Origin of the sequence: Ekhidna sp. (assembly GCF_039940915.1) — a bacterium.
Taxonomy (GTDB): Bacteria; Bacteroidota; Bacteroidia; order Cytophagales; family Cyclobacteriaceae; genus Ekhidna.
Window position 1 is genome coordinate 149,768 of record NZ_JBDVFO010000003.1, and the last position, 23,217, is coordinate 172,984.

At 41.6% G+C, this 23,217-nt stretch carries 19 protein-coding genes; 11 read left to right on the plus strand and 8 right to left on the minus strand.

The window, feature by feature from the left end; genetic code table 11:
• Window positions 1–3: 3 nt before the first annotated feature.
• Window positions 4–471: a MarR family winged helix-turn-helix transcriptional regulator gene (locus ABJF57_RS15545; RefSeq protein WP_462232246.1), complete on the minus strand. Its 468-nt coding sequence runs from the start codon at window positions 469–471 to the stop codon at window positions 4–6.
• A 183-nt stretch (window positions 472–654) separates the two neighbouring features.
• Here ABJF57_RS15545 and ABJF57_RS15550 point away from each other — a divergent pair, with 183 nt between their 5' ends.
• From ABJF57_RS15550 to ABJF57_RS15565, 4 genes are all read left to right on the plus strand, one after another.
• Window positions 655–3,030: an efflux RND transporter permease subunit gene (locus ABJF57_RS15550; RefSeq protein WP_462232247.1), complete on the plus strand. Its 2,376-nt coding sequence runs from the start codon at window positions 655–657 to the stop codon at window positions 3,028–3,030.
• A gap of 12 nt (window positions 3,031–3,042) precedes the next feature.
• On the plus strand, window positions 3,043–3,834 hold the full coding sequence (locus ABJF57_RS15555) for an outer membrane lipoprotein-sorting protein (protein WP_462232248.1): 792 nt from the start codon (window positions 3,043–3,045) through the stop codon (window positions 3,832–3,834).
• Between the two features lie 7 nt (window positions 3,835–3,841).
• A complete protein-coding gene (locus ABJF57_RS15560; RefSeq protein ID WP_462232249.1) occupies window positions 3,842–5,050 on the plus strand; it encodes a hypothetical protein in 1,209 nt (402 codons plus the stop codon).
• Between the two features lie 149 nt (window positions 5,051–5,199).
• Window positions 5,200–7,380 carry a bifunctional alpha,alpha-trehalose-phosphate synthase (UDP-forming)/trehalose-phosphatase gene (locus ABJF57_RS15565; protein WP_462232250.1) on the plus strand — a complete coding sequence of 727 codons (2,181 nt, stop codon included), beginning with the start codon at window positions 5,200–5,202 and terminating at the stop codon, window positions 7,378–7,380.
• Here ABJF57_RS15565 and ABJF57_RS15570 read toward each other — a convergent pair.
• On the minus strand, window positions 7,374–9,158 hold the full coding sequence (locus tag ABJF57_RS15570) for a glycoside hydrolase family 15 protein (protein ID WP_462232251.1): 1,785 nt from the start codon (window positions 9,156–9,158) through the stop codon (window positions 7,374–7,376). The two genes, ABJF57_RS15565 and ABJF57_RS15570, sit on opposite strands and share 7 nt — an antisense overlap.
• 197 nt (window positions 9,159–9,355) lie before the next feature.
• Between ABJF57_RS15570 and ABJF57_RS15575 the strand changes: the two genes are divergently transcribed.
• Window positions 9,356–9,763, plus strand: a complete 408-nt coding sequence (locus tag ABJF57_RS15575; RefSeq protein ID WP_462232252.1) for a hypothetical protein — start codon at window positions 9,356–9,358, stop codon at window positions 9,761–9,763.
• On the plus strand, window positions 9,760–12,486 hold the full coding sequence (locus ABJF57_RS15580) for an outer membrane beta-barrel protein (RefSeq protein WP_462232253.1): 2,727 nt from the start codon (window positions 9,760–9,762) through the stop codon (window positions 12,484–12,486). The genes ABJF57_RS15575 and ABJF57_RS15580 overlap by 4 nt, the downstream gene beginning before the upstream one ends.
• Before the next feature lie 3 nt (window positions 12,487–12,489).
• On the opposite strand, the gene ABJF57_RS15585 is transcribed toward ABJF57_RS15580, so the two are convergent.
• Genes ABJF57_RS15585 through ABJF57_RS15595 form a run of 3 tightly spaced genes read right to left on the minus strand, consistent with a single transcriptional unit; the run spans window position 12,490 to window position 13,846 of the window.
• Window positions 12,490–12,951: a Spy/CpxP family protein refolding chaperone gene (locus ABJF57_RS15585; protein WP_462232254.1), complete on the minus strand. Its 462-nt coding sequence runs from the start codon at window positions 12,949–12,951 to the stop codon at window positions 12,490–12,492.
• Window positions 12,941–13,228 (minus strand): hypothetical protein, encoded by a 288-nt coding sequence (locus tag ABJF57_RS15590; protein ID WP_462232255.1) that lies wholly within the window; start codon window positions 13,226–13,228, stop codon window positions 12,941–12,943. The genes ABJF57_RS15585 and ABJF57_RS15590 overlap by 11 nt, the downstream gene beginning before the upstream one ends.
• A 36-nt stretch (window positions 13,229–13,264) precedes the next feature.
• On the minus strand, window positions 13,265–13,846 hold the full coding sequence (locus ABJF57_RS15595; protein ID WP_462232256.1) for an RNA polymerase sigma factor: 582 nt from the start codon (window positions 13,844–13,846) through the stop codon (window positions 13,265–13,267).
• A gap of 153 nt (window positions 13,847–13,999) precedes the next feature.
• On the opposite strand from ABJF57_RS15595, the gene ABJF57_RS15600 reads away from it, so the two are divergent.
• From ABJF57_RS15600 to ABJF57_RS15615, 4 genes are all read left to right on the plus strand, one after another.
• A complete protein-coding gene (locus ABJF57_RS15600; RefSeq protein ID WP_462232257.1) occupies window positions 14,000–14,899 on the plus strand; it encodes a DUF5996 family protein in 900 nt (299 codons plus the stop codon).
• A gap of 36 nt (window positions 14,900–14,935) precedes the next feature.
• The gene (locus ABJF57_RS15605) at window positions 14,936–15,271 is read left to right on the plus strand and encodes a hypothetical protein (protein ID WP_462232258.1); all 336 of its coding nucleotides are present in this window, start codon (window positions 14,936–14,938) and stop codon (window positions 15,269–15,271) included.
• Between the two features lie 124 nt (window positions 15,272–15,395).
• Window positions 15,396–15,650: a hypothetical protein gene (locus tag ABJF57_RS15610; protein ID WP_462232259.1), complete on the plus strand. Its 255-nt coding sequence runs from the start codon at window positions 15,396–15,398 to the stop codon at window positions 15,648–15,650.
• A gap of 96 nt (window positions 15,651–15,746) precedes the next feature.
• The gene (locus tag ABJF57_RS15615) at window positions 15,747–18,005 is read left to right on the plus strand and encodes an ATP-binding protein (protein WP_462232260.1); all 2,259 of its coding nucleotides are present in this window, start codon (window positions 15,747–15,749) and stop codon (window positions 18,003–18,005) included.
• 28 nt (window positions 18,006–18,033) lie between these two features.
• Here the strand turns inward: ABJF57_RS15615 and ABJF57_RS15620 are convergent, their stop codons facing one another.
• From ABJF57_RS15620 to ABJF57_RS15630, 3 genes are all read right to left on the minus strand, one after another.
• Window positions 18,034–18,720 (minus strand): dioxygenase family protein, encoded by a 687-nt coding sequence (locus ABJF57_RS15620; protein WP_462232261.1) that lies wholly within the window; start codon window positions 18,718–18,720, stop codon window positions 18,034–18,036.
• 24 nt (window positions 18,721–18,744) lie between these two features.
• The gene (locus ABJF57_RS15625) at window positions 18,745–19,335 is read right to left on the minus strand and encodes a hypothetical protein (RefSeq protein WP_462232262.1); all 591 of its coding nucleotides are present in this window, start codon (window positions 19,333–19,335) and stop codon (window positions 18,745–18,747) included.
• A 191-nt stretch (window positions 19,336–19,526) separates the two neighbouring features.
• Complete coding sequence (locus ABJF57_RS15630) at window positions 19,527–21,887, minus strand: ABC transporter permease (RefSeq protein WP_462232263.1); 2,361 nt, start codon at window positions 21,885–21,887, stop codon at window positions 19,527–19,529.
• A gap of 237 nt (window positions 21,888–22,124) precedes the next feature.
• On the opposite strand from ABJF57_RS15630, the gene ABJF57_RS15635 reads away from it, so the two are divergent.
• The gene (locus ABJF57_RS15635) at window positions 22,125–23,174 is read left to right on the plus strand and encodes a helix-turn-helix transcriptional regulator (protein ID WP_462232264.1); all 1,050 of its coding nucleotides are present in this window, start codon (window positions 22,125–22,127) and stop codon (window positions 23,172–23,174) included.
• Window positions 23,175–23,217: the final 43 nt, after the last annotated feature.

A 23,217-nucleotide genomic window follows, 5' to 3' on the forward strand; every position in this document is an offset into this window, starting at 1 on the left:
AACTTAAAGGGTGTCCGTTAGTCCTTTTGTGATTTTTTCAAGGAGCGTGACCAAATGCTCTCGCTCAGTCTCATTCAATGTTTGCTGCACTTGTTCACTCATTTCCTTTTTCTTTCTGATCATCATTTTGTGAGTGCTTTGACCTTTTTCTTTTGCAAGGCATACCATAACAACTCTGCGGTCATCTTCAGAATTGAATCGCTTGAGGTAGTCCTTTGATACCAATTTGTCAACGATTCCGGTGGCCGTGCTGAAAGGAACATCAAGAAATTCGGCAACATCTCGCATGATTACATTCACATGCTCCCCAATGAATCCAATGAGCAATAACTCTTGCTTGGTTATATCCTTTGTAGCCTGAACACACCAATCATCCACTTCTTCCATTTTGATCATCAAATTCACAAATGCCTCTGAAAATCGAGAAGTGAAGTCCCGTGTTTGTCCAATTTCTTTATCGTTCTCCGTCATCGCCATATAATTCTTGTCACACTTTATTAATACAATGATCTAAAAGAAAATGTTTCAAGAAAAATAATATTCGAAAATCGAAATTTTCCTGAACTAAAATAAAAAGATAGCGTTTTAGTTTTCATGTATTTCGAAAACCGAACTATTTACTATTCGAAAATTACTTAAAACAAAACAATCGAAATGAAAGAATCACTAAATGACCTCAAAGAACGCTCACAGCAGTTTGGTGAGCGCTGGGGTGCCTGGATCGTCAAAAACCGTTGGCCCGTTGTACTCCTGAGTATCGGGCTTTTCATGGCGTTTGGCTCTGGAGGTGCAAAACTTGGCTTTGATGGAGACTACAGAGTCTTCTTTAAAAAGGACAACCCTCAGCTTCTGGCATATGAGGCGCTACAGAAAAAGTACACACAAGATGACAATGTACTGATCGTCATTGAACCAACGGATGAGCAGATTTTCACGCAGGAGGCACTCTCGGCTATTGAAGAATTAACTGCCGAGTCCTGGCAGATGCCATTTTCTACCCGAGTGGATGCAGTCACAAACTTTCAGCATACCTATGCAGAAGCGGATGATTTATATGTAGAGGATTTGGTTTATCAAGCGGCTTCAAAAACAGGAGAAGAGCTTTCTAAGATTAAGCGTGTTGCTCTGGATGAACCATTGTTAGTGCACAGATTGATCAACGAGGAAGGTACAGTTGCCGCAATCAACATAGCGGTGCAACTTCCAGGTGAGGATGTAAGTGAGAATCCAACGTTGGTTGCCAGGGTTCGCGAAATGACAAGTGCATTTGAAGCAAAGTACCCATCTCTGAAAACACATCTATCGGGTTTGGTTATGCTGAATAGCGCTTTTTTTGAAGCTTCTCAGCAAGACTCGGCCACATTGATACCATTGATGTTTTTGGCGATTATTGTGACCATCTTCATTTCTACACGCACCGTGTTTGGAACAATCGTATCGCTCCTGGTTATCGTTTTTTCAATAGCCTTCGGAATGGGATTTGCTGGACACATGGGAATAAAACTCACACCACCATCTGGAGCAGCACCAATTATCATCATGACGCTGGCCGTTGCTGATAGCATTCACATTTTGATTACGATGATGCAAGGCATGAGAAAAGGGATGGCTAGGAAAGAAGCCATTATCGAAAGTCTACGAGTGAATTTTATGCCTGTTTTCATCACCAGCTTGACAACCATCATTGGTTTTCTTTCCATGAACACTGCGGAGGTTCCTCCATTCAGAGATCTAGGAAATATTGCAGCAGTTGGAATGGCTGGGGCATTCATTTTTTCCGTCACGTTCTTGCCCGCATTGATGTCCCTTTTGCCTGTCAAAGTCAAGATAAAAGATGAGGCTAAATCAAGATCAGGTGGATTTTATGGAAAAATTGCGAATCTGGTGGTTTCTAACAGGTGGGGCACACTTGGGGCGTCAAGTTTGATCATTGCCATCCTGGCAGTTTTTGCCTCACGCATTGAATTGAATGATGAGTTCGTGGAATACTTTGATGATCGGGTTGCGTTCCGTCAAGACACAGACTTTATCAGTGATAACCTTACCGGGATTTACAATGCAGAGTTTTCATTGGGTTCTGGAGAACCGGGAGGTATCAACAATCCAGCGTACTTGCAGAAGCTGGAAGCATTTGAGCGGTGGTTAGAGGACCAACCGGAGATTGTTCACGTAAATGCGTATTCTGAGATTGCCCGTCGCGTGAATCGCTCAATGCATGGCGATGAAGAAGAATATTACAAAATACCAACGAACCGGGAGGAGGCTGCACAATACCTGCTCTTGTATGAATTGTCACTCCCTTTTGGACTGGATCTAAACAATCAAATCAATGTAGATAAATCCGAAACACGCTTAACAGCCACTATTCAGAACATGTCTACAAAAGAAATGATCGATTTTGCAAACCGAGCGGAAGGTTGGTTGGAAAGCAATACCCCAGACTATATGCACACAAAAGGGATTAGCCCAACGATGATGTTTGCCTATCTCTCCCGAACGCAAATTTTGAGTTTGATAAGCGGAAATCTGATAGCCGTTGGTTTGATCACGCTTGTCTTGATACTTGCACTTAAAAGCGTGAAGTATGGTTTACTAAGCCTCATTCCCAACCTAACTCCAGCGATGGCAGGATTTGGACTATGGGCACTTTTTGGAGGACAAATAAACGTAGGAATTTCCATCGTTTTCGGCATGACATTGGGAATCATCGTCGATGACACGATTCATTTTCTTACAAAATACTTGCGAGCCATACGCGATCATGGATATTCTCCTAAAGACGCCATTCACTATGCATTCAATACAGTAGGAAGAGCCCTTGTAGTTACAACAATTGTATTGACCGTCGGATTTTTCATCCTTGCACAATCAAGTTTCGGGATGAACTCAGGAATGGCTAAAGTGACCACTTTGGTGATCGTAAGTGCACTGGTAATCGACTTTTTGTTACTCCCTGCTTTGTTACTGATCACTACAGGCTCAAAGAAGCAAACTGACACACAACTAAAGACAACTTTATCTACCAATTAAATTAATACAATCATGAAAAAGCATATCATTATAAGCATGGTGACGCTCCTTGTATTGGGAGGAATCACCTCAGCACAGTCTCCTGAAGTAAAAGGAAAGGAGATCATGGAGAAATACCTCAAAGAAGATGAGGGTTTTGGATCGTCGGAGGTGAACCTGAAAATGATTCTCCGCAATAAACAAGGTCAACAAAGCGAGCGACTGATGCGCAATAAGACCTATGAACTTACGTCAGATGGTGATAAGTCAATGATCGTTTTCAATAGCCCGAAAGATGTGAAAGGAACAGCGACGTTGACCTTTACTCACAAAGAGGGATCTGATGATCAGTGGCTTTATTTACCTGCTATCAAAAGGGTGAAAAGGATTTCATCTAGCAATAAGTCAGGCCCATTTATGGGCAGTGAATTTGCCTACGAAGATCTGTCTTCTGATGAGGTTGAAAAGTATACGTACAAATTCCTGGAAGAAGCTACGTTCAATGGGGAAAAGGTGCTTGCAGTGGAACAATACCCTGTGGATGTAAAATCAGGATATAAGATGCGCATAGCTTATTACAATCCAAGCAAAAATTATCGCTTAGAGAAAATCGAGTTTTTCGATCGCAAAGGGTCTCCCTTGAAAACACTCACGTATTTGGACTATAAAAAATATCTGGATAAGCACTGGCGAGCAGATAAGTTTTTGATGGTCAATCATCAGACGGGAAAAGAAACAGAGCTTTTCTTTGAAAACTATGCCTTCAAGACAGGTCTGGAGGAAAATGATTTCAATCAGAATGCACTCATTAGAGCTGGAAGATAGATAGCGGATGATTGAATTGTGGTTAGGTAGAAAGTCGTGGGCAGCAATGCTCACGGCTCTTCTTTCCTTTGCAGCAGTTGCACAGGAGGAGGAAAGAGAAACTGATTTTGAACTGGAACTTCAATTTGAAAACAGGTATTTCTTCAGCGAAGGCCTGTATTCTGGTCAGGAGCGAAATTATTTATCATTAGCAGTCAAGCCAGCGTATGAATTGTCCTGGCAAGACGGAGATCATTCATTGAAGATGGTCCTTTTTGGCCGCTTCGATCAGCATGACGATAATAGAACGCATGCAGATATCCGAGAGCTTTATTACCAACGAGTCAAAGGAAGCTGGGAATTGTCTCTGGGATGGAAGAAAGTATTTTGGGGAGTGACTGAATCTGCCCATTTAGTAGATATTATAAATCAAACAGATCAGGTAGAGAGCTTTGATGGTGAGCAAAAGCTGGGACAGCCCATGGCTCATTTCTCTTATTTAAGTGGTGTTGGAACCTTGGATTTCTTCTATCTGCCTTACGCTCGAAAAAGACAATTTGCAGCAAGCGGAGGCCGTCTTCGATTTCCTACCGTCATTGAGCGTGATGACTTTTCTGTGGATCATGATTTGGAAGAATGGTATCCTTCAGGAGCTTTTCGTTGGTCAAACTATTTTGGAGTTTTTGATACGGGCCTGTCGTATTTTCATGGTGTAGGTAGAGAGCCTTTGTTCTTAAATTTAGACTCATCTGACCCGCAATTTTTTTATCCAATCATCAATCAGGTAGGAGTGGATATTCAGGCAACGACAGGGCCATTGCTACTCAAACTGGAGGCCATCCATAGACAGGCAGATCAGCAAAGTTTTGAGTCCTTAGCAGGAGGGGTTGAATTCACGTTTGGCAACATAAAGTCCAGCGGCATTGATTTGGGTTTGATTGCTGAATACCTTTATGATAGCAGGGACGAATTGGCCATTAGTAACCTGGCCAATGATTTGTTTACGGGGTTTAGATTAGCCTTTAATGATGCGAAGAGCACAGAGATATTGGCTGGTGGAATATTTGACCTGGAAAAAAGCACGAAGTTGTATAGTATAGAAGCCAGCAGAAGGATAGCTTCTTCCTGGAAAGTAGAAGTAGAAGCAAGGATTTTTGCTGATGTAAGCAATGAAGAATTCTTGTATTTCTTCAGAGAAGACAGCTTTGGAAAGTTTGCATTGTATAGGTATTTCTAATAGTGCATAGCCAATTTTTACGTTTTTGACATTGACGTTGTAAAAGTTGATATGATCCTTCTTTAGAGAATTGCTCCTTTTCATATTATCTTCTACACTGAATAGGAAATGCCGCTACGATCACTTCCTGAAACAATAAACGTGTTAGAATGTCAAAAATCATTATTGTATCCAATCGACTTCCAGTCAAAATTGAAAAAACATCTTCAGGAATTTTTGAATACAAAACAAGTGAAGGAGGTTTAGCAACCGGGCTGGGATCAATCTATAAGGAAGGAAATAATGTGTGGCTGGGCTGGCCAGGCTTGGCGGTAAATAAAGCAGAAGCAAAAGAAGAAATTACATCAAGACTGGCAGAAGAAAACATGCGCCCCGTGTTTCTCACCAAGAATGAAATTGAAGAATACTACGAGGGATTCAGTAATGAAACGCTGTGGCCAAATTTTCACTACTTCAACCAGCATTCGGTCTATAATGAAGATTTTTGGACTGCCTATAAAAAGGTGAACAAGAAATTTGCCAAGGAACTGGAGGGGATCATGGAAGATGGGGACACCATTTGGATTCATGACTACCAACTCTTGTTGTTGCCGGAGCTCATTCGAGAAACTCACCCTAACAGTAGCATTGGATTTTTCCTGCATATTCCATTCCCATCCTATGAGTCATTCCGACTGCTTCCATGGAGGCGAGAATTATTAAATGGAATGCTAGGTGCGGACTTTATTGGGTTTCACACCTATGATGATATGAGGCATTTTCTGTCATCAGTAAACAGACTCGCAGGAATTGGCAATACCAACGGACAGATGAATGTTGGAAACCGATTGGTAAAAGCAGATGCTTTGCCCATGGGGATTGATTACGATAAGTATGCAAGCGCGGCTTCTTCACCAGATACCCTTGATCGGGAGGTTCGGTATCGCACCTCTTTGGGCGATGTGAAAGTCATACTATCCATTGATCGTTTGGATTATTCAAAAGGAATACCTGAGAGACTCAAGGCCTTTGAACAATTTTTAGCAGAGAATAAATCATTTCAAGGGCGCGTGTCACTTTTGATGGTCGTTGTGCCATCACGAGACACGGTACCTATGTATGCAAGCTTGAAGGCAGAAATAGAATTATTGGTGGGACGCATTAACGGGAAGTTTGGACGCATCAATTGGAATCCCATCCATTACTTCTATCGAAGCTTCCCGCTCAATGCACTTAGTGCATTTTATCGCATGGCAAGCGTCGCACTTGTCACACCAATGAGGGATGGCATGAATCTCGTATGTAAGGAGTTTATTGCAAGCAAGCTTGACAAAAAAGGGGTGCTGATTCTGAGCGAAATGGCGGGCTCTTCCAAAGAGCTCTCTGATGCCATTCTCATTAATCCCAATGACAGTAAACAATTGGTGGATGCGCTGAAAGAGGCGCTTACCATGTCAATTGCTGATCAGCAGGCAAGAATGGAAATCATGCAGGATTCCATCAAGCGTTACAACATTCATTCATGGGTAAGCTTGTTTATGCAGCAGCTACATTCAGTGAAACAGGAGCAGGAAAATTTGCAAACCAAGCCATTTACAAACGATATACGAAAGGAACTTGTCAGCACGTATGTCCAAACAAAGAAGCGAATTCTTCTACTCGATTATGATGGTACATTGGTAGGATTTCATGCCAATCCAAATGACTCCAAACCTGACGCAGAATTAGAACTACTACTTGAAAAGCTGACCAAAGATCCGGCTAACCATGTGGTGGTAATCAGCGGTAGGGGAAAAGATACCTTGGACGAGTGGCTTTCCAAATTCAAAATAGACTTCATTGCTGAGCATGGAGTTTGGCACAAGCAACATGGAAAAGACTGGAAACAGTTTGTTGAGCTTGACAATAGCTGGCAAAATGAATTTTACAAAGTGCTGGAAGTATATGTAGATAGAACTCCGGGTTCATTCATTGAAAAGAAAGACTATTCACTGGTTTGGCACTACCGCAAAGTGGAGACGGGATTGGGAGATCTAAGATCAAGGGAGCTCACGAGCCATCTGAAGTACATATCTGCGGAGCGGGATTTGCAGGTACAAGAAGGAGATATGGTCATTGAGATTAAAAATTCCAGTGTCAATAAAGGGACTGCAGCGTCTTCGTGGCTAAAAAAACAAGCCTACGATTTCTTCTTTGCAGCTGGCGATGATTGGACAGATGAAGATACGTTCAAAGCTATGCCCACGGAGGCATATACCATTAAAGTTGGGGCTTCTTCCTCCGCAGGCAAGTACAGAGTAGAGAGCTACCGTGATGTACGAAAAGTTTTAGCAGCTCTTACCAATCAATAAAAATCCGGAAGGTCAAGCTTTCTGGAGATCCTACTACTCGCATTGAGCAAACCCACATGGCTGTAAGCTTGGGGGAAATTGCCCCACATACTGCCATCGGAAGCTTTGATGTCCTCGCTTAAGAGTCCTACATGATTGCTGTAGCTCACAATTTTCTCAAAGTGGCGCACGGCCTCATCCACCCTTCCTACACATGCCAAAGCTTCAACGTACCAGAAGGCACAAATGAGAAAGGTAGTCTCTGGTGTCCCGAAATCGTCTTCATGTTTATAGCGATAAAATAACCCATCGCCAGCATGCAGTTCTCTTTCCATGGCTTTCAGGTGGTCTTTAGCTCTTTCCGTATTTCCAGGTAAGTAATTCATCAGGATCAGCTGGAGATTACTTGCATCCATTCGATCCACCCCTCTCGCTTGGGCATATCCTTTTTTAGCGCTGACATAGCATTGTTCAATCACCTTTCTGGATTTCTCATGCAGAGAGGTTGCTAATTCTCCTATCTTATCATCCTTCAATGTTTTTGCAATCTTGATTGCTGCTCCACTTCCGGCCCAATGAAACAGATAGGTATAGCAATGATGTTGTGCAAGGTTCCTAAACTCCCACAAACCTGCGTCCTGCTCATCGAAGGTTTGCTCAATCATTTTCAGTGTCTTGAAAATCAAATCAGGAGCATCAAATCTTTCATTGAAAATGATGCGTTGATCATTGAATAATGGAAGCAAAGAGACAAGTACTTGACCATACACATCGTTTTGAATGTGTGTATAAGCGTCATTTCCAATACGTACCGGTTGATTATTCTGATAGCCTTTAAGGTCTAACTCCTTTTCAATGAGCGCCTTCGTTCCATCAATGCCATAAAGTGGTTGATACCTCTTGGACTCTTCGATCGTTGTGTTAAGGATGTAGTGAAAGTACTTTTCAGACTCTTCAAAGTGACCAATGTTGTTGAAGGCATTCAGTGTGTAATAGGTGTCTCTCATCCAGCAGAAGCGGTAGTCCCAATTTCGGGTACTTCCGGGACTTTCAGGAAGGCTGGTCGTAGTAGCTGCTACAATGGCGCCAGTGTCTTCATACTGGTGAATTTTTAAAATCAGAGCAGACCTAATCGCCTCACGCTGGTAAAAGTTAGAGATGTTTGCGGACTTTATCCAGCTCTGCCAGTACTTGGTCGTCTTGGAAAGAAATAATTCACATGTCTCCTCAAGGGCTGCTTCCAGTGGAGGACCCCAGGTCAACACCATGTACTTGGTCTCGTTCAAAACAAAACTCTTGGTATTGAGCACATTGGTTAAGGAGATGTTTGTCGTGAGACGCACGGAGGCATCCAACCCTAGAAATCGAATGTGATTGCTGCCCAGACTTGGTTCGGGAACGACTTGTCCATAGTCACCTTTTGGCTGGCATGTTACAGACAGCTGTGGTGTTCCCGAAATCCGTTCTACTTTCCTGATCAGCATCAAAGGTTTGAAGTATCGATCTTGTTGATAAAACCGAGGAGCAAAATCAGTGATTTTATAAGTGCCAGATGCACTGGTAATTTCTGTGCACAGGATGTTGGTATTCTCGATATAATATTGATTAGAATGCTTTATTCCATCTGCCGGCAAAATAGAATATTCACCCCCTTTTTCATCATCCAGAAGATTTCCGAAAATGAAGCTACTATCAAACCTTGGCCAGCACATCCAGTCGATATTCGAATTTTGATGGATGTGTGCGGTGAAGGCGCAATTGCCGATTACACCATGATCATACGTATGTCTTTCTGTCACTTTGCTATCCGTTTAATTAGGTAAAGTAGAGAGTAAATGGGAAGATTTTATGCAATGAAAGAAAATATTTATTTCCAGCAAAGAGGTCGCATTTCCCTTCAAAATCGATGACTTCACCGATTGCCTAAATAAAATTCTGTGAAACCGAGGGATCAGGCAAAAAACCGAGTCTAAAGAGTAATCAAAATAAAAATGCTATGAAAAATTTATTAAAAATGACCTTGAGTACTGCTTTGGTATTCGTCGCATTGATAGCCGTGAGTCAACCCCCTGGAGGAGGCAGAAGAGGTGGCGGACCAGATGAAATGATTAAGCGAGAAAAGCAGGCGGTCTATGCTAAAATCACGGACTTAAGCGAGGATCAAAAACTCCTTTTGGATGGTATCTATGATGAGTTTGAAGTGACGCTGAAAGAAAAATTTGAGGAAATAAGAAATAGTGGGAATAGGGAAGGTATGAGAGAAAAGATGCAAGCCTTGAGAAAAGAAAAAGATGATTTGGTGAAGGATGTGCTCAATGAAGATCAATTTGCCTTATACCAAGAAGTCAGTGCTCCAAGGCGAGGTAGAAGACAAGGAGCCAACCCCAATGGCGATGGGGAATGAAGCAGGTAAATAACCGTCTGCTAGGATTGATATTGGTTCTAGCGGGTTTTTTCTCAAACGGACAGGAGTCCAAGCTTCGTGCGAGCGGAGCGTTGATTGACCAATCTGACAAATCACCGTTAGTCGGTGCTACCATAGTTATGGTCAATATTAAGGACTCCACACGTTCACGTTTTGCAGTAGCTGATGGGGAGGGGAGATTCGTTATTGATGATTTAGAAAGGGCTTTCTATAAGCTTAGAATTTCAAGTGTTGGGTATGAGCCGTACATGAAATTGCTAAGGATTACCCTACCTGAAACCAATCTGCAGACCATTTCCATTAAGCCGGATCTAACCCTGCTGGATCAAGTTACTGTGGAGACCGAAGTTATTGCCGTGCAACAGATGGGAGATACTACCCAATACAATGCGGCAGCATTCAAAACCAATCCGGACGCTTCAGCAAGTGATCTGGTGAGCAAAATGCCAGGCATAGTGGTTGATAGTGATGGAGTCACCGCCAATGGAGAAAGCATAGAGCAGGTACTTCTGGATGGGAAAAGGTTCTTTGGGCAGGATCCATTGCTTTCTCTCAATACCATTCCAGCAGAAGTTGTAGATAAAGTGCAGGTCTACGATGAAGAAAGTGATCAGTCACAGTTTACGGGCTTTAATGATGGCAATACGACCAAGACGATGAATGTGGTGACGAAAGAAGACAAGCGAAACGGTCAGTTTGGAAAGGTGTATGCTGGGGCTGGAGAGAATGAATTGTATAAAGCAGGATTGACTTTAAATGCCTTTAACAAAGAAAAAAGGCTCACTATTCTGGGAATGAGCAATAACATCAATCAACAAAATTTTGGTAGCGAAGATTTAGTAGGGGTTGGTGGAGGAGGCCGTGGAGGTTTCAGAGGAGGTGGGAATCAAAACTTCATCACGGGAACGCAGGATGGCATTACAACAACCAACTCCGTAGGTGTCAACTTTACCGATGATTGGAGTAAGAAAATGACTTTTGAAGGAAGCTATTTCTTCAATCAATCCAATAATACGAACGATCAACTGTTGACACGGGAATCTTTCCTTTCGGATCAGACTCAATTGTACACAGAAGATCAAAAGACAGATACAGAGAATTATAATCACCGGTTGAATTTGCGAATGAACTATAAGATCAACGACAAAAACAACCTGCTTATCCGCTCCTCATTTAGTTTTCAAGACAATCAGTATGAGGAGGTGACCTTAGGTCAAACCACCAGGTCAAATGAGGTATTGAATGGGACATTCAACACTTTCCTGAGCAAGAACCAGGCATTCAATTTCAACAACAATTTGATCTTCCAGCACAAATTCGAAAAAGTAGGAAGGACCATCTCTTTTGACCTTAACACACGGGTAAATCCAACAATGCGGGAGAGCTTTTATGAAGACCTTACCCTTGATTCATTGATAGAGTATAAAACAGATGAAACTCAACTCACCATTGGATCAGCAGCAACTTACACGGAGCCAGTGGGTGTGTCGGGACAGATTGCCCTGCGCTACCAGGTGAGTCATACAGGGAGAGATTCCGAAAAGGAGACTTTTGTGCTGAATGAGGGTGCAGGCACCAGTACATTGAATGATGCACTATCCAACACGTTTGAGAGTGGCTACACCAGGCATGTGCCTTCCATACGATATGCTAAAAATCAGTTTGGAAATCGCTTTGATGTATCACTCGCGTATCAGGATGCGAGACTCAACAATAGTCAGCTGCAACCTGAAGTCGGTAACTTTGATCGAAGCTTTGGCAACTTCCTTCCTTCCATTTCCGGACGCTTTGAAGTAGGTACTGGGAGTGTGTTCTTTAGATATACGTCATCGACCACCGAGCCGTCTGTGAGTCAGCTGCAAAACGTACTCAATAATAGTGATCCACTGTTCCTTTCTGTAGGTAATCCAAACCTCGGTCAGACATACACACATTCATTGATTACCCGTCTGCAGAAAAACAACCTGGACAAAAACATCACCTTTTCAAACTTTACACGAGTTCAAGCTAGCAACAATTACATCACGACCGGAACCTCTGTCATCCTGGCGGATTCTGTTGCAACAGGGGGAGTAACATTGGTAGAAGGTGCTCAGGTTAACTCTCCGGTAAACCTGGATGGGTTTTGGTCTGTTCGGAATAATTCTTCGTATGGAATGTTAATTCCTTCCATCAAAAACAACCTGAATGTTTCTTTGGGACTTACCTATCAACGACTTCCGGGTATCACAAATGATGTTGTGAACATTTCTAATACGTACTCCATGGATGTGAAGTTTGGGTTGGTGAGCAACATCAGTGAAAATGTAGATTATAACATATACTATCAGATCAATGGTAGTCGGGTGAATAATTCCATTCAATCCGAAAGCAACAATCAATATTATACACAGACCGTTGGTACCAAGTTGAATCTGATCTTTTGGAAAGGTCTGGTGTTTAGAAATGAAACGTATTTTCAGAAGTACAATGGAGTAAACGACTCCTTTGATACAAGCTATACTCTGTGGAATATGGGAGTAGCTAAAAAGTTTTTGAAGAACAACAGCGGAGAATTAGAGCTTTCAGTTTTTGACTTGCTAGGCAACAATCAAAGCTTCAGCCAGACGGTGACTCCACAGTACGTTCAGGAAAGTCAGACCAGAGTGCTGCAACGATACTTCATGCTCACGTTCACCTATCAGATCAGGAATTTCAAATAAAGATTATCGAGATTTTTTCATTCGGTGTCTTCGACCACCTGAGATCATTGGAATCACTTTATTCATGAAGGCTTCAAATTTTACTTGCTGTTCTTCAGTGCAAATACCTTTCAATGCCTCAAAATGCTGATAAGTAGCCAACAGTTTTGCTTTTTTAAGTGCCTGAATTTCTTCTAGAATGACATCTTTCGAGCGGATACTTTCTGGATTGAGGATATGATCGAAGTAAGATTTAATCAGCTCACCTTCGCGTTTTTCTATTTCACGAATTTTGTTTCTATGAGCTTGAGCCATATCCATGAAGGTCGCTTTTTGCGACTCATCCAGTCCAAGCTGATTGCTCAACCTATCTCTCATGTCTCCTTTCCCTGGGCCACCAGGACGCTTTGCTACTAGCAAGGATACCAAAGCAATGTTGATAATCAGAAGAACGAAAAATCCGATTTTAAAAATTTTACCACTCATCTTCATAAAGCGTATAGTTGGAAATCATTTCTGGATACTCTTGCTCATATTCAGCCACTTCTTCTGAAACGAAATAGTCAGTTAAAAGCAATGCGTTAGCGCACAATACCATCAGGATTACAGCAGCCACACCTATCCATTGATAGTTCTTCTTTTGCGACCTTTCCTGATCATTTATTTGTTGCTGGATACCTTCAAACGCGTCTTGTGGTGCTCTTGCATGATCAGCACCTTCAAGACTGTTGAGTACATCATCTATCCATTTTTCTTCACTCATCTTTTCGTTTCTTATAGTTATAGACGTATTTCATGATTATTTCCCTCGCTCTGGGTAATACTTCTTTAATTCTATTCTTAAGTTAGCCTTTGCTCGTTGAATCAACGATTCTACAGACTTTCTTGTTAGATCCATTATTTCGGCAACCTCGTTTTGTGATATCCCTTCCACTTGAGTTAAGATGAATGCCGTCCGTTGGTTTTCAGATAAAGCATCAATCGCTTTGAATAAAAATTTGGCATGTTCTTTCTTTTCAAGTACCACGCCGGGATGCTCAAAATTTGGCGAGTCATAAAGAATCTCCCCAGAATCTTTTTTATAAATGGAGGTAAAAATGCCTTGCCGCTTTTTTGCATGCTTGCTTCGGATAAAATCCAAAGATTTATTCACTGCTATTCGATAAATCCACGTGCTTACCGAAGAGTTGAATTGAAATTTCCCAGCGGTATGATGGACTGTAACAAAAACATCCTGCAGTACCTCTTGGGCATCTTCCTCATTCTTGAGATAGCTAAGAATGGTATTGTAAACCCGATCTCCAAAGTGTTGGTACAGCTCCTTTAGTGCTTCTGGATCACCAAGAGCGATGGATCGTATGCATTGGTTATCATCTATCACTTAAGAAGAATATTCTGCTGGTTAAGATACGTAAGATTGTATTCCCCTCAACTGTCAGGTGAAGTACAGTCCCTTCGAAAAACGTTTGATTTAGTACCGAGAATCGTGATCTTTCCTCTCAATCTCGATAGAATTATTCACTCTATCTTAGAGATGATGAAAATAGGAGGTTTTAGCCATGATGGAAAACCTTCAGATAAATCTGAAAACAACACGAAAATGGGTGAGTGGAATGAAATCACAGATCTTAGTCCAAAGGCACTGTTAGAGACAAGAAATAACCTCCATCAAGCTGTGCAGCTTGTAGGAGCCGTTCCAAGGAATCTTCTCTTGCATGATCCTACAGATGCCACAGCAAGTTTGCCTTGGAATGCAGCTACTGACTGCCTGGAATCACTGCCAATTGAGCATGATGGAAAGGGCATAAAGGTCGGGCTTGCCTTTAGTGATTTTAAGTTGAAAGTTTTTGTGGAAGACCAAGAATGGCAGTCATTGGCATTAGCCAACCAATCTGTAAATGAGGGATTGAACTGGCTTACAACAACATTGGAACAACTCGGTCTGGATTCGACTAAAATCAATTTGAGTTTACCTTATGAAATACCATCATTCGATTTGGATCAACCATTGGAAGTGGACCACTCTTCACTTCAGGTATTCAATGCATTGTATTCGAATGTGCATCTCATTTTGGAGCGAGAAGTGAGCCATTGGAAGGATGCATTCGACATCAGGTGTTGGCCTCATCATTTCGATATCGCTACGCTCATTCCACTTGAGAAGGATAAAAATGGAGAGGTAACGAAGAGCATTGGTGTTGGTTTATCACCGGGAGATGAAGGCGTAGAAGAGCCATACATTTATGTAAATGTATGGCCGTCAGTTGCGTATGAAACACTAGCCAAACATGCTCTCCCAGCAGGACATTGGAATAAGCACGGCTGGTCAGGAGGAGTTTTGACCTATTCTGACTTTGTCGCTGGTAAGCAGGAGGAATTGGTAGCGCATTTTGTACGAGAAACGGTGCAAACGCTGAAGCGGGAAACCAGCTAAGTACCTTCAGTGCTCAGAGCAGATAACAATGAATCCATGAATCAGGTAATTATTCAAATCTTTCATAAACCTTCAGGTGAGTTGATAGCCGAAGGGGTAAAAGGCTGGGCGATGTTCCCCTTTGAGGGCAATTATTACATTTCAAAGAAAAGCCTCCAGACAAACGGATTTAGGTTCTCAGGAATTCCGGGTATTTGCCCGTATAAATTCATTTACTTCTGGTATCATTTCAGGAATGAAAAAGGAGAGAAATTTCCGATGCTGGGATGGAAATATTGGCTTCCTAACCCTCTTTTTCCATTCATAGCTTTCCGCATTGCTGTACCCGCGCGTCATCCACAGATTGAAGTACGCGAAGTGGTAGAGGATTGATTGCCATAGCTGAATTTTCAGCAAAAGATCAAATTCCCCAGTGAGATACGCCTGCTTAGAAACCATTGCTTTTCTGAAGCATGGGTCATTTGAGCCTGATCTAAAAAATATTATCTTGTGTGCTATGAGCGTATTTTCAAAACTATTTTCTAAAAAAGAACTTGTTGAAGAAGCTGGCGTTTGTCCGAATTGTTGGGGTGAGCAGGCCTACGATGACAAATTCATTGATAAGGCAAGAGAAAAGCAGATAGATGTGAACAATCACGAAGGAAGACATGCATTCATTCAGGATTTTGTGGTCAATCACGTTGATGGCATTCACTTGCACAAAGAGGATAATGGAATTGGGTGCCCAAGATGTCACCGGAAGATCACCTGACCGTGGGATTTATCAACGTCTTTAAAGAGAAAGGGCTTAGCTTTGCGTGTGCCTTAAAAAGATTGGCTTCAGTATATTAGCTGAGAATACCACTACATGAAAAAGTTTTTATACTTATTCATTACGTTTTCTTTTTCCCTTCCATTTTATGGTCAAAACAGACAAGTAATTGATTCACTTTTACAAATAACTGAATCGGATATTACCGATCAGGAGCGGGTCGACGCGTATATTAAAATCGCTTTTGAACATGTTGGCTCTGATTCCACTGGAGCAAATTTCTATATTACCAAAGCATTAAAGATTGCTGAAAGTATAGGATATAGCGAAGGAAGAATGGATGCCTTTTATGTTCAGGGAAGGAGTGCATTATTGAGCGGAGATTACAGTGCTTCCAAAAAGTATCTCACGCAATTGCTAAGCGGCTCCCTTGAGTTGAATTACAAAAAGGGAATCGCCAACGCACATTACGGAAATGCCTGGCTCAACTATTATCAGGGCAAGTATGACGAAAGCATAGAGAACCACCTGAAGTCGCTGGAAATTCGAAACACCCTTGGAGACAAAATAGATATATCCGATTGCTTGAGAGGCATTGGAATTACCTATAAACTACTAGGTGAATTTGATAGGGCTCTTGACTATTTAAATAAATCCCTGGACATTGAAATTGAAATCAATAACCAGGGAGGGATAGCTACAAGTTTGAATCACATTGGAATTATCAATAGTCTACGTGGGGATTATTCTAAAGCGATGGACATCTATTTCCGCGCTTTGGTGATTGAGCAAGAGTTGGATGATAAAAGTGGATTGGCCTATACCTTTCAAAACATGGGTGTTATTTATGACTTGCAAGAAGACTACACCAAAGCGCTTGATTATTACAATCGATCATTGAGCTTGAGAGAAGAAATAGGAGAACGCAGAGGTGTAGCTCAGATCATCAATAACATGGGGATCGTTTATCATGCGCTGGCGGATTATGAAAAAGCGTTAGAATACTACCAAAAAGCACTGGATATAAAAGAGAGTTTAGGTGATAAAAGAGGAGTAGCAGATGGGAATTTGAACGTGGGTAAGCTTTTGGATGATCAGGGCAGATTTGATGACGCCATTGCTTACAAAAAGAAAGCATTGAGAATATCCAATCAGATTAGTTCAGATTGGGGTAAGGTAGGTGCATTGATCAGCCTGGGTAGATCATATAAGGACCTGAAAAGGTATGGAGAAGCAAAGAGTTATTTACTGGAAGGTATTCGCCTGGCAACTGAGGTGAAACTCATTGAGAGTGTAAGAGAGGGTGCAAGACTTTTGGCTCTGGTGGAAAAAAAATTGGGGCACTTCGAGGATGCATATGAAGCCCAAATCTTATTTCAGGAAATGTCAGATAGCATTTCCAACGTGGAGACTACTAAGCGGATAACGCTGCTTGAGGCTCAGTTTGAATTTCAAAAAGAGCGTGACTCAGTGCAATTTGCCAATGAAAAAGAAAGGCTTTTACTTGATCAAAGGATAAAAGAACAGCGGACGACTCAACTAACCGGATTGATCATTGTTGTTGTTCTTATCGTCGTGATCTTGGTGATGTCAAGGTATTATCGTCTCAAAACAGATTCGAATAAAAGACTATCTGTATTGAACAATGAAATTCAAAGCAGAAACGAATCACTCAGTGCTTTGAATGAGGAAAAAAACAATTTGATAAGCGTGGTGGCGCACGATCTACAAAATCCACTTTCTGGGATCATTGGGGCCGTTGATTTATTGGACAATAAAGAACTAGAGGAAGATCAGAAAAAACTCATGGGTCTCATCAAAATTTCTTCATCTCGAATGCTAAAGATGATTACAGATATTTTGAATGTGGAAGCCATTGAGAAGAGTGCGGAATCGATGAATATTGAGTCTTACAACCTTTCTGAAGCTGTGACAGCCGTCTGCGATAGCTTTTCCAAACAAGCTGATGCAAAGCAAATCAGCATAAATGCATCCATTGCATCTGATATTCAGGCGCTCGTAGATGAAAGATATGCGGTACAGATCATTGAGAACCTTGTTTCCAATGCGATCAAATTCTCGCCCGAAGGAAAGCAAGTAGAAGTGAAGCTTTCTGCTGATTCTGGCAAAGCTACTCTGGTAGTCTCTGATGAAGGGCCTGGGTTGAATGATGCTGACAAAGCAAAGTTATTCCAGCGTTTTCAACGCTTGAGCGCAAAACCCACTGGCAACGAAAGCTCGACCGGCTTGGGGCTTTCCATCGTCAAGCAGCTGGTAGAAAAAATGGGAGGTGCTGTGCGATGCGAAAGTGAATTAGGAAAAGGAGCAAGTTTTTTCGTTGAGTTTTCAATATAGATGCTATCTCATAATCATTAAGAATTAGCTAGCCAGCTACTCTCACTGTTTCATTTACCACGTAACCTTCTGTAATATTTCCACTGACGTTTTCTGCCAGATTACGATTCAGACTATCTTGAAACTCACCGTCTTGGGAGTTACGGGTGTCAAAATCTCCTTTGTAATTTTGTGTAGCATAGACAGCTTTTGAAACATCTTCCGGAAACGCAGTTTGCGTCACGAGCAGGGAGGAACCATTGGCGTTTAATATCTCCAGATGTAAATGAGGAGCTCTGCCTGGATACCATCCCGGATAGATACTTATGAAAGAGGCGATTCCTGAGCTATTGGTTTTTTGTCTTCCACGTAAAAAATGTTTGCTGGTAAAATCACCATCTAGTTGTCCATTGTATTCTGAATAATTCCCTTTTGAATCACAGTGCCAGATATCAACAAAAGCACCAACCAGAGGCTCACAATTATCATTGACGTTTTCAACTTTAAGGTTGATAATCAATGGTATGCCAGTTCTATCACCAACGATATTTTCCCTTACAAATTCAGCGGGTGTTTTAATAGGAAAGGGGCCAGCCGTCTCGCTTGGTGAGGTGGCACATGCAGTTGGATCCACATCTACTTGGTTGTCATTTTTGCAACTTGCCAACGAACTTGTCAGCGTCAGGGAACCTATCGTACTGATTCCGATATTTTTGATAAAGTCTTTCCTTTTCATAAGATCTTATTTAGGAATTAAAGATTATTTAGTAACGATCAAGTATTGTTCAATTTCTTCTGGGGTCATCAAGTACACATCTCTAGCAGGAGCGGCATCAATCGTAAAGAAGTAGAAGTCTTCTGCCAATTGCTGACTCAATCCTATGTCTGTATAGTATCGAATGAAGAGTTGATGTTCTGGTGCACTTCTGGGAAAATCGGTAGCCTCCTTATTGCCGTCAGACCAAGAATGAACACCTACTCGTGTGTTTTCTCCTAGCGTTCGGCTTATTCCTGCCAGGAAGAGATCAACTGCTCCAGAGGCGATGAATCCATTGTTTTCAACATGGGTATTCAAGGCAACTTCATGGAGTTTACGCCCCAACTGAACATTTACTTCATCGTCTTCTGAGCCTGGAGCCTCTTTAAAAACCAATAATTTAGTTTTTGGATTTTGCCTAATGGCCTCATTGAAAGCTCGCAATGAATTGCCATTGATTACGTCATTTATGGCAATGGTCGTGTCATCCACAATGGAGAAAGGCGCAATGGATTGAGTTACGATATTGCTCTTTTTGCAAGCAAAAAATAGCAAGGAGATTAGCAATAGGACAGAGAGTCGTTGGTTACTCATTTCTTTTATTTTCGTTTCAAATAATTAAAAAAGGCACATACCTCAGCTATCAAAATTTGATAACTGAGGTATGTGCCTTCACACAAGCTGTCTTGTTAATCTCCCAATTTCTTCCTCAGTGCTGGAGATTAACTCAGCCAATTACAAACCCATTACAGCCTGATTTACAAATACCCTACCGATTATTTTAATCACTCCACTTTCAAACCAACAACTGGATTAGCCTTGGACACTTTCCTCACCTGCGTAGAAACGGTAGCAAGTAGGACAAATATCAGAAGCACAATAGCAATCATAACTCCTGAGACGGTCATTGGTATGTGGTATTCATACACTTGATCCATCAGTGCCCCCATGAGTATATAGCTGATGGGACCACCAATACTCAATGAAATAGCAAAGAGCAGAACGTATTGCTTGGTGATATTAGCAGCAATGTTTTTGAGCTGTGCACCTAGCACCTTTCGAATGCTGAATTCTCTTACTCTCCCTGTAACATTGAGGGTAACCAATCCATACAAGCCAAGAGCTGCCAACATTACGGCAATGAAAGCCACCGCCTTCATGAATTTGGCATGATTGCCAATTTGCTCAAAATAATTCCCAAAAACATCTTCTTGATGCCCTCCATTGAACGGTGTTTCGGGAAATAACTCTGCCCATGTTTCTTGTAGCGCAGCATACGTTTCTTCTTCTGTGCCAGCCATTACTTTCAAAGACAAATAGCGGTAGTCTTCTTTTTCTGCCACCCGAAACATTGTTGGTCTGATTTCATTGAAGAAGCTATACACGTGAAAATCCTTTACTACACCGATGATTTCATATTGAACACTGTCTATTTTGAAGAATGAACCTATCGGGTCTTTTAACTCCAAGCTTTTAACCATCAATTCATTTGCTACAACAGCTTTCTTGTCGCTTTCAAATCGATCTCTGAAAAACCTGCCTCCCAGCAATTCTAAACCCATTGATTCTGCATAGTTGGCGTCTACTGACAATTCCGTAACCTCATATTGACGTTCTGGCGTTTCGATAACTCTGGTTAGACTACTTTCTCCCAGATGATTGCGTGATCCCAAAACCTGTTGAACATTCGGATTCTGCATCATGGCAGCACTCATTTTATCATACCCGGATTGATCCGGTACCCTCACATACATGGACTTCAATGGATCGTATCCCCAGCTGCGATTGGCTTGATAGGTAGTGTTTTGAGAGAAAATCACCCCACAGGTAATGGTAATGCACGCAAGAATCAGCTGAAATCCGAGGAAAACTTTGGTGAGTGGATTCTTTTTTCCAAACTGAACAGAACCCTTAAATATCCTAACAACCTCAAATCTGGCAATGTAGAAGGCAGGATATATTCCCGATGCAACTCCGGTAAAAAGAAGAATAGACCCAAGGAATATCCAAAGATTTGGATCGGTGAGTCGAAGACCGAGGTTAATGGTAAAGAGGTTATTGAACCAAGGAAGAAAAACAAAGGCACCAAGGAGGAGCCCAAAAAACAAAGCAAAGAGTGTCACAAAGATGTTTTCGGCAATGAACTGGATGATAACTAAGCGCCTATTGGCTCCTATCACCTTCCGTACACCAATTTCTTTCAACCGCTTTGATGCGGAAACGATGGCGATATTGATGTAGTTGAAGCATGCAAGCAGGAGCATAAACATGCCGATGATTGGCAATATCAAACGAGCTTCATCCTCCACTCCAGAAGAAATGTCACTGCTGATATCTCCAGATTTATTGTGCAAATCTGCAAGCTTTACAAACTCAAACTTAGAGATGGCCCAGTCCTCTCGCGCAGCGTTCTGAAGGGTGCGATATTTTTCCATACCATTCTCGATGATGGTCAAATCTGAAGGCTGTTCTACTTGTATCAGTGTGGCATTGACGAATCCACGCCAGTTGGTCAAATCATAATCGGGATGGGTGGTGTTTAGGTTTTCAAAATTGACAAGGAAGTTGAAGTCAATGGCATGTGCTAGCGGGAAGGGCTCAGCGACTCCTGAGATGGTGAAAGTTTTGCGTACATCCCCAAATTTCAAAAGAACACTCTTGCCTATAGGATTTTCATCTCCGAAGTACTTGATTGACATCCTTTCGCTGAAGATGATGCTATTCATATCCGTAAGTGAACTGGCCTGGCCCCATTTCAAGGGGAAGGTGAACATTTCCAGGAATTCGGGATCAACGAAACGAACGCCTTCATTAAATACTTTGTCTTCATATTTTACAACCGTGCCAAAATCTTCCACTCGGCAAACCTTCTTAATGTGTGTGAAATCTTCTTTGAGCATTGCACCGAGAGGTGTTGGAGATAACCCTAAATGTCTTTCGGTACCATCTCTATCCACATGAAAAGTTGTTAAATAAACCTCGTGTTTATTTTCATGGAAGTCGTCGATCGTGTAATCAAATTCCATAAATGAATAGACAATCATGCAGACACCAATGGCTACTGCTAGTCCGAACAAGTTGATGAATGAGCTTAATGGGTTTTTTAGTAAGCTTCTAAGGGAGGTTTTGAGGTAGTTTTTGAACATTGGGTTTCCTTTTTTAGTCCTGAATTGGGTGATCGGCACCACCATTGAGGTAGAGCTACGCTCTAATAGATGCCCATTTTGAGGAAAGGTTGCGTAAATGGCGAAAAAATTGGCTTAACACCTTTGATTTGCTGAAATAGCTCATTTAATGCCCAAATACTCATTGGCAAACGCATTTTTTTGAATAAGTTTTAAGAACTTACCATGAGCTGACGTTGTTCCATAAATCAGTCAGGTATGGTTTCCAAGTTTATTCCAGATATAAACAAAGTTTATTTCATAAATAAGTACACCATCTTTCACATCATGGATGGGGCAGGGTTGATCCAGGTAGACTTTAAAAATTACGACGATTGGCGCGACAAGATCATCTACCTGGAGCCGGGGCAATACATCAAATTTTTTTCAGACAATTTCAGCGTTAGAAAGATCGAATTTGAAGACGAAGCTTTTTTTAAGAATAAAGAAGTGCGCGTTCTCTTTAAGCACCTGATTTCGCTCGGATACATCGATTTTGAAGAATGTGCTGAATGTCAGCAATACCTATCCTCAACTGTATTGTCACCTGAGGTTGGAAATATCATTGATGTCTCATCTCAGCAGTGGTTTTGGCAAAATCCCTTTCAAGCTAGCAAAGAAGAGTATCACATTATTTTTGACATAAAAGAAGTGATTGACCGGGAGTTTCATCACAATATCACACAGCAGCAAGTCACCGAATTGATCAATTCCAATGAATTGTCTGCTCAGAAATTGATGAAAAATAAGGTGGGGATATCCGTGAAAAAATTGATGCTCGAAAAGCGGTTGTTAGAAGGGAAGCGTGCACTTGCCTTCACAGATAAAAACGTACAAGAAGTGGCGTATGACCTTGGCTACAAGGATCCGGCCTATTTCAATCGCCTGTTTACGCAGACGGTGGGTACTAATCCCAAAGAATTTAGAAAGACCGTAGACTTCAAGCACAGGGATTCCTTTGTGGAGGATATCCTGGAGCTTTTAAAGATGTACCACAAAGAGCATCATTCCATAGGTTTTTATTCTGATAAGATGAACCTGTCAGTGAAAACACTATCGAAAAAAGTAAAATCCAGGCTAAGCACTTCCTTGGGGCAGCTCATCAGAGAAGAGATAGTTCATTCAGCCAAGCAAATGCTAATGAGTGGCGAGTCGGTGAAGCAAGTTTCCCAAGCCCTTCATTTTGAAGAGATAAGTCATTTTTCATCTTTTTTCAAGCATTACACAGCTCAATCACCCTCTGATTTCGCTGACAAAAAGTACAATTAAAAACGACTTTTTTGTAAGTACAACTCAGCTCACCCATTCCACT

Coding starts and splice junctions, on each gene's coding strand:
- ABJF57_RS15545 (WP_462232246.1), bottom strand. CDS start 471: ATGACGGAGAACGATAAAGAAATTGGACAAACACGGGACTTCACTTCT.
- ABJF57_RS15550 (WP_462232247.1), top strand. CDS start 655: ATGAAAGAATCACTAAATGACCTCAAAGAACGCTCACAGCAGTTTGGT.
- ABJF57_RS15555 (WP_462232248.1), top strand. CDS start 3,043: ATGAAAAAGCATATCATTATAAGCATGGTGACGCTCCTTGTATTGGGA.
- ABJF57_RS15560 (WP_462232249.1), top strand. CDS start 3,842: ATGATTGAATTGTGGTTAGGTAGAAAGTCGTGGGCAGCAATGCTCACG.
- ABJF57_RS15565 (WP_462232250.1), top strand. CDS start 5,200: ATGTCAAAAATCATTATTGTATCCAATCGACTTCCAGTCAAAATTGAA.
- ABJF57_RS15575 (WP_462232252.1), top strand. CDS start 9,356: ATGAAAAATTTATTAAAAATGACCTTGAGTACTGCTTTGGTATTCGTC.
- ABJF57_RS15580 (WP_462232253.1), top strand. CDS start 9,760: ATGAAGCAGGTAAATAACCGTCTGCTAGGATTGATATTGGTTCTAGCG.
- ABJF57_RS15585 (WP_462232254.1), bottom strand. CDS start 12,951: ATGAGTGGTAAAATTTTTAAAATCGGATTTTTCGTTCTTCTGATTATC.
- ABJF57_RS15590 (WP_462232255.1), bottom strand. CDS start 13,228: ATGAGTGAAGAAAAATGGATAGATGATGTACTCAACAGTCTTGAAGGT.
- ABJF57_RS15600 (WP_462232257.1), top strand. CDS start 14,000: ATGATGAAAATAGGAGGTTTTAGCCATGATGGAAAACCTTCAGATAAA.
- ABJF57_RS15605 (WP_462232258.1), top strand. CDS start 14,936: ATGAATCAGGTAATTATTCAAATCTTTCATAAACCTTCAGGTGAGTTG.
- ABJF57_RS15610 (WP_462232259.1), top strand. CDS start 15,396: ATGAGCGTATTTTCAAAACTATTTTCTAAAAAAGAACTTGTTGAAGAA.
- ABJF57_RS15615 (WP_462232260.1), top strand. CDS start 15,747: ATGAAAAAGTTTTTATACTTATTCATTACGTTTTCTTTTTCCCTTCCA.
- ABJF57_RS15620 (WP_462232261.1), bottom strand. CDS start 18,720: ATGAAAAGGAAAGACTTTATCAAAAATATCGGAATCAGTACGATAGGT.
- ABJF57_RS15625 (WP_462232262.1), bottom strand. CDS start 19,335: ATGAGTAACCAACGACTCTCTGTCCTATTGCTAATCTCCTTGCTATTT.
- ABJF57_RS15630 (WP_462232263.1), bottom strand. CDS start 21,887: ATGTTCAAAAACTACCTCAAAACCTCCCTTAGAAGCTTACTAAAAAAC.
- ABJF57_RS15635 (WP_462232264.1), top strand. CDS start 22,125: ATGGTTTCCAAGTTTATTCCAGATATAAACAAAGTTTATTTCATAAAT.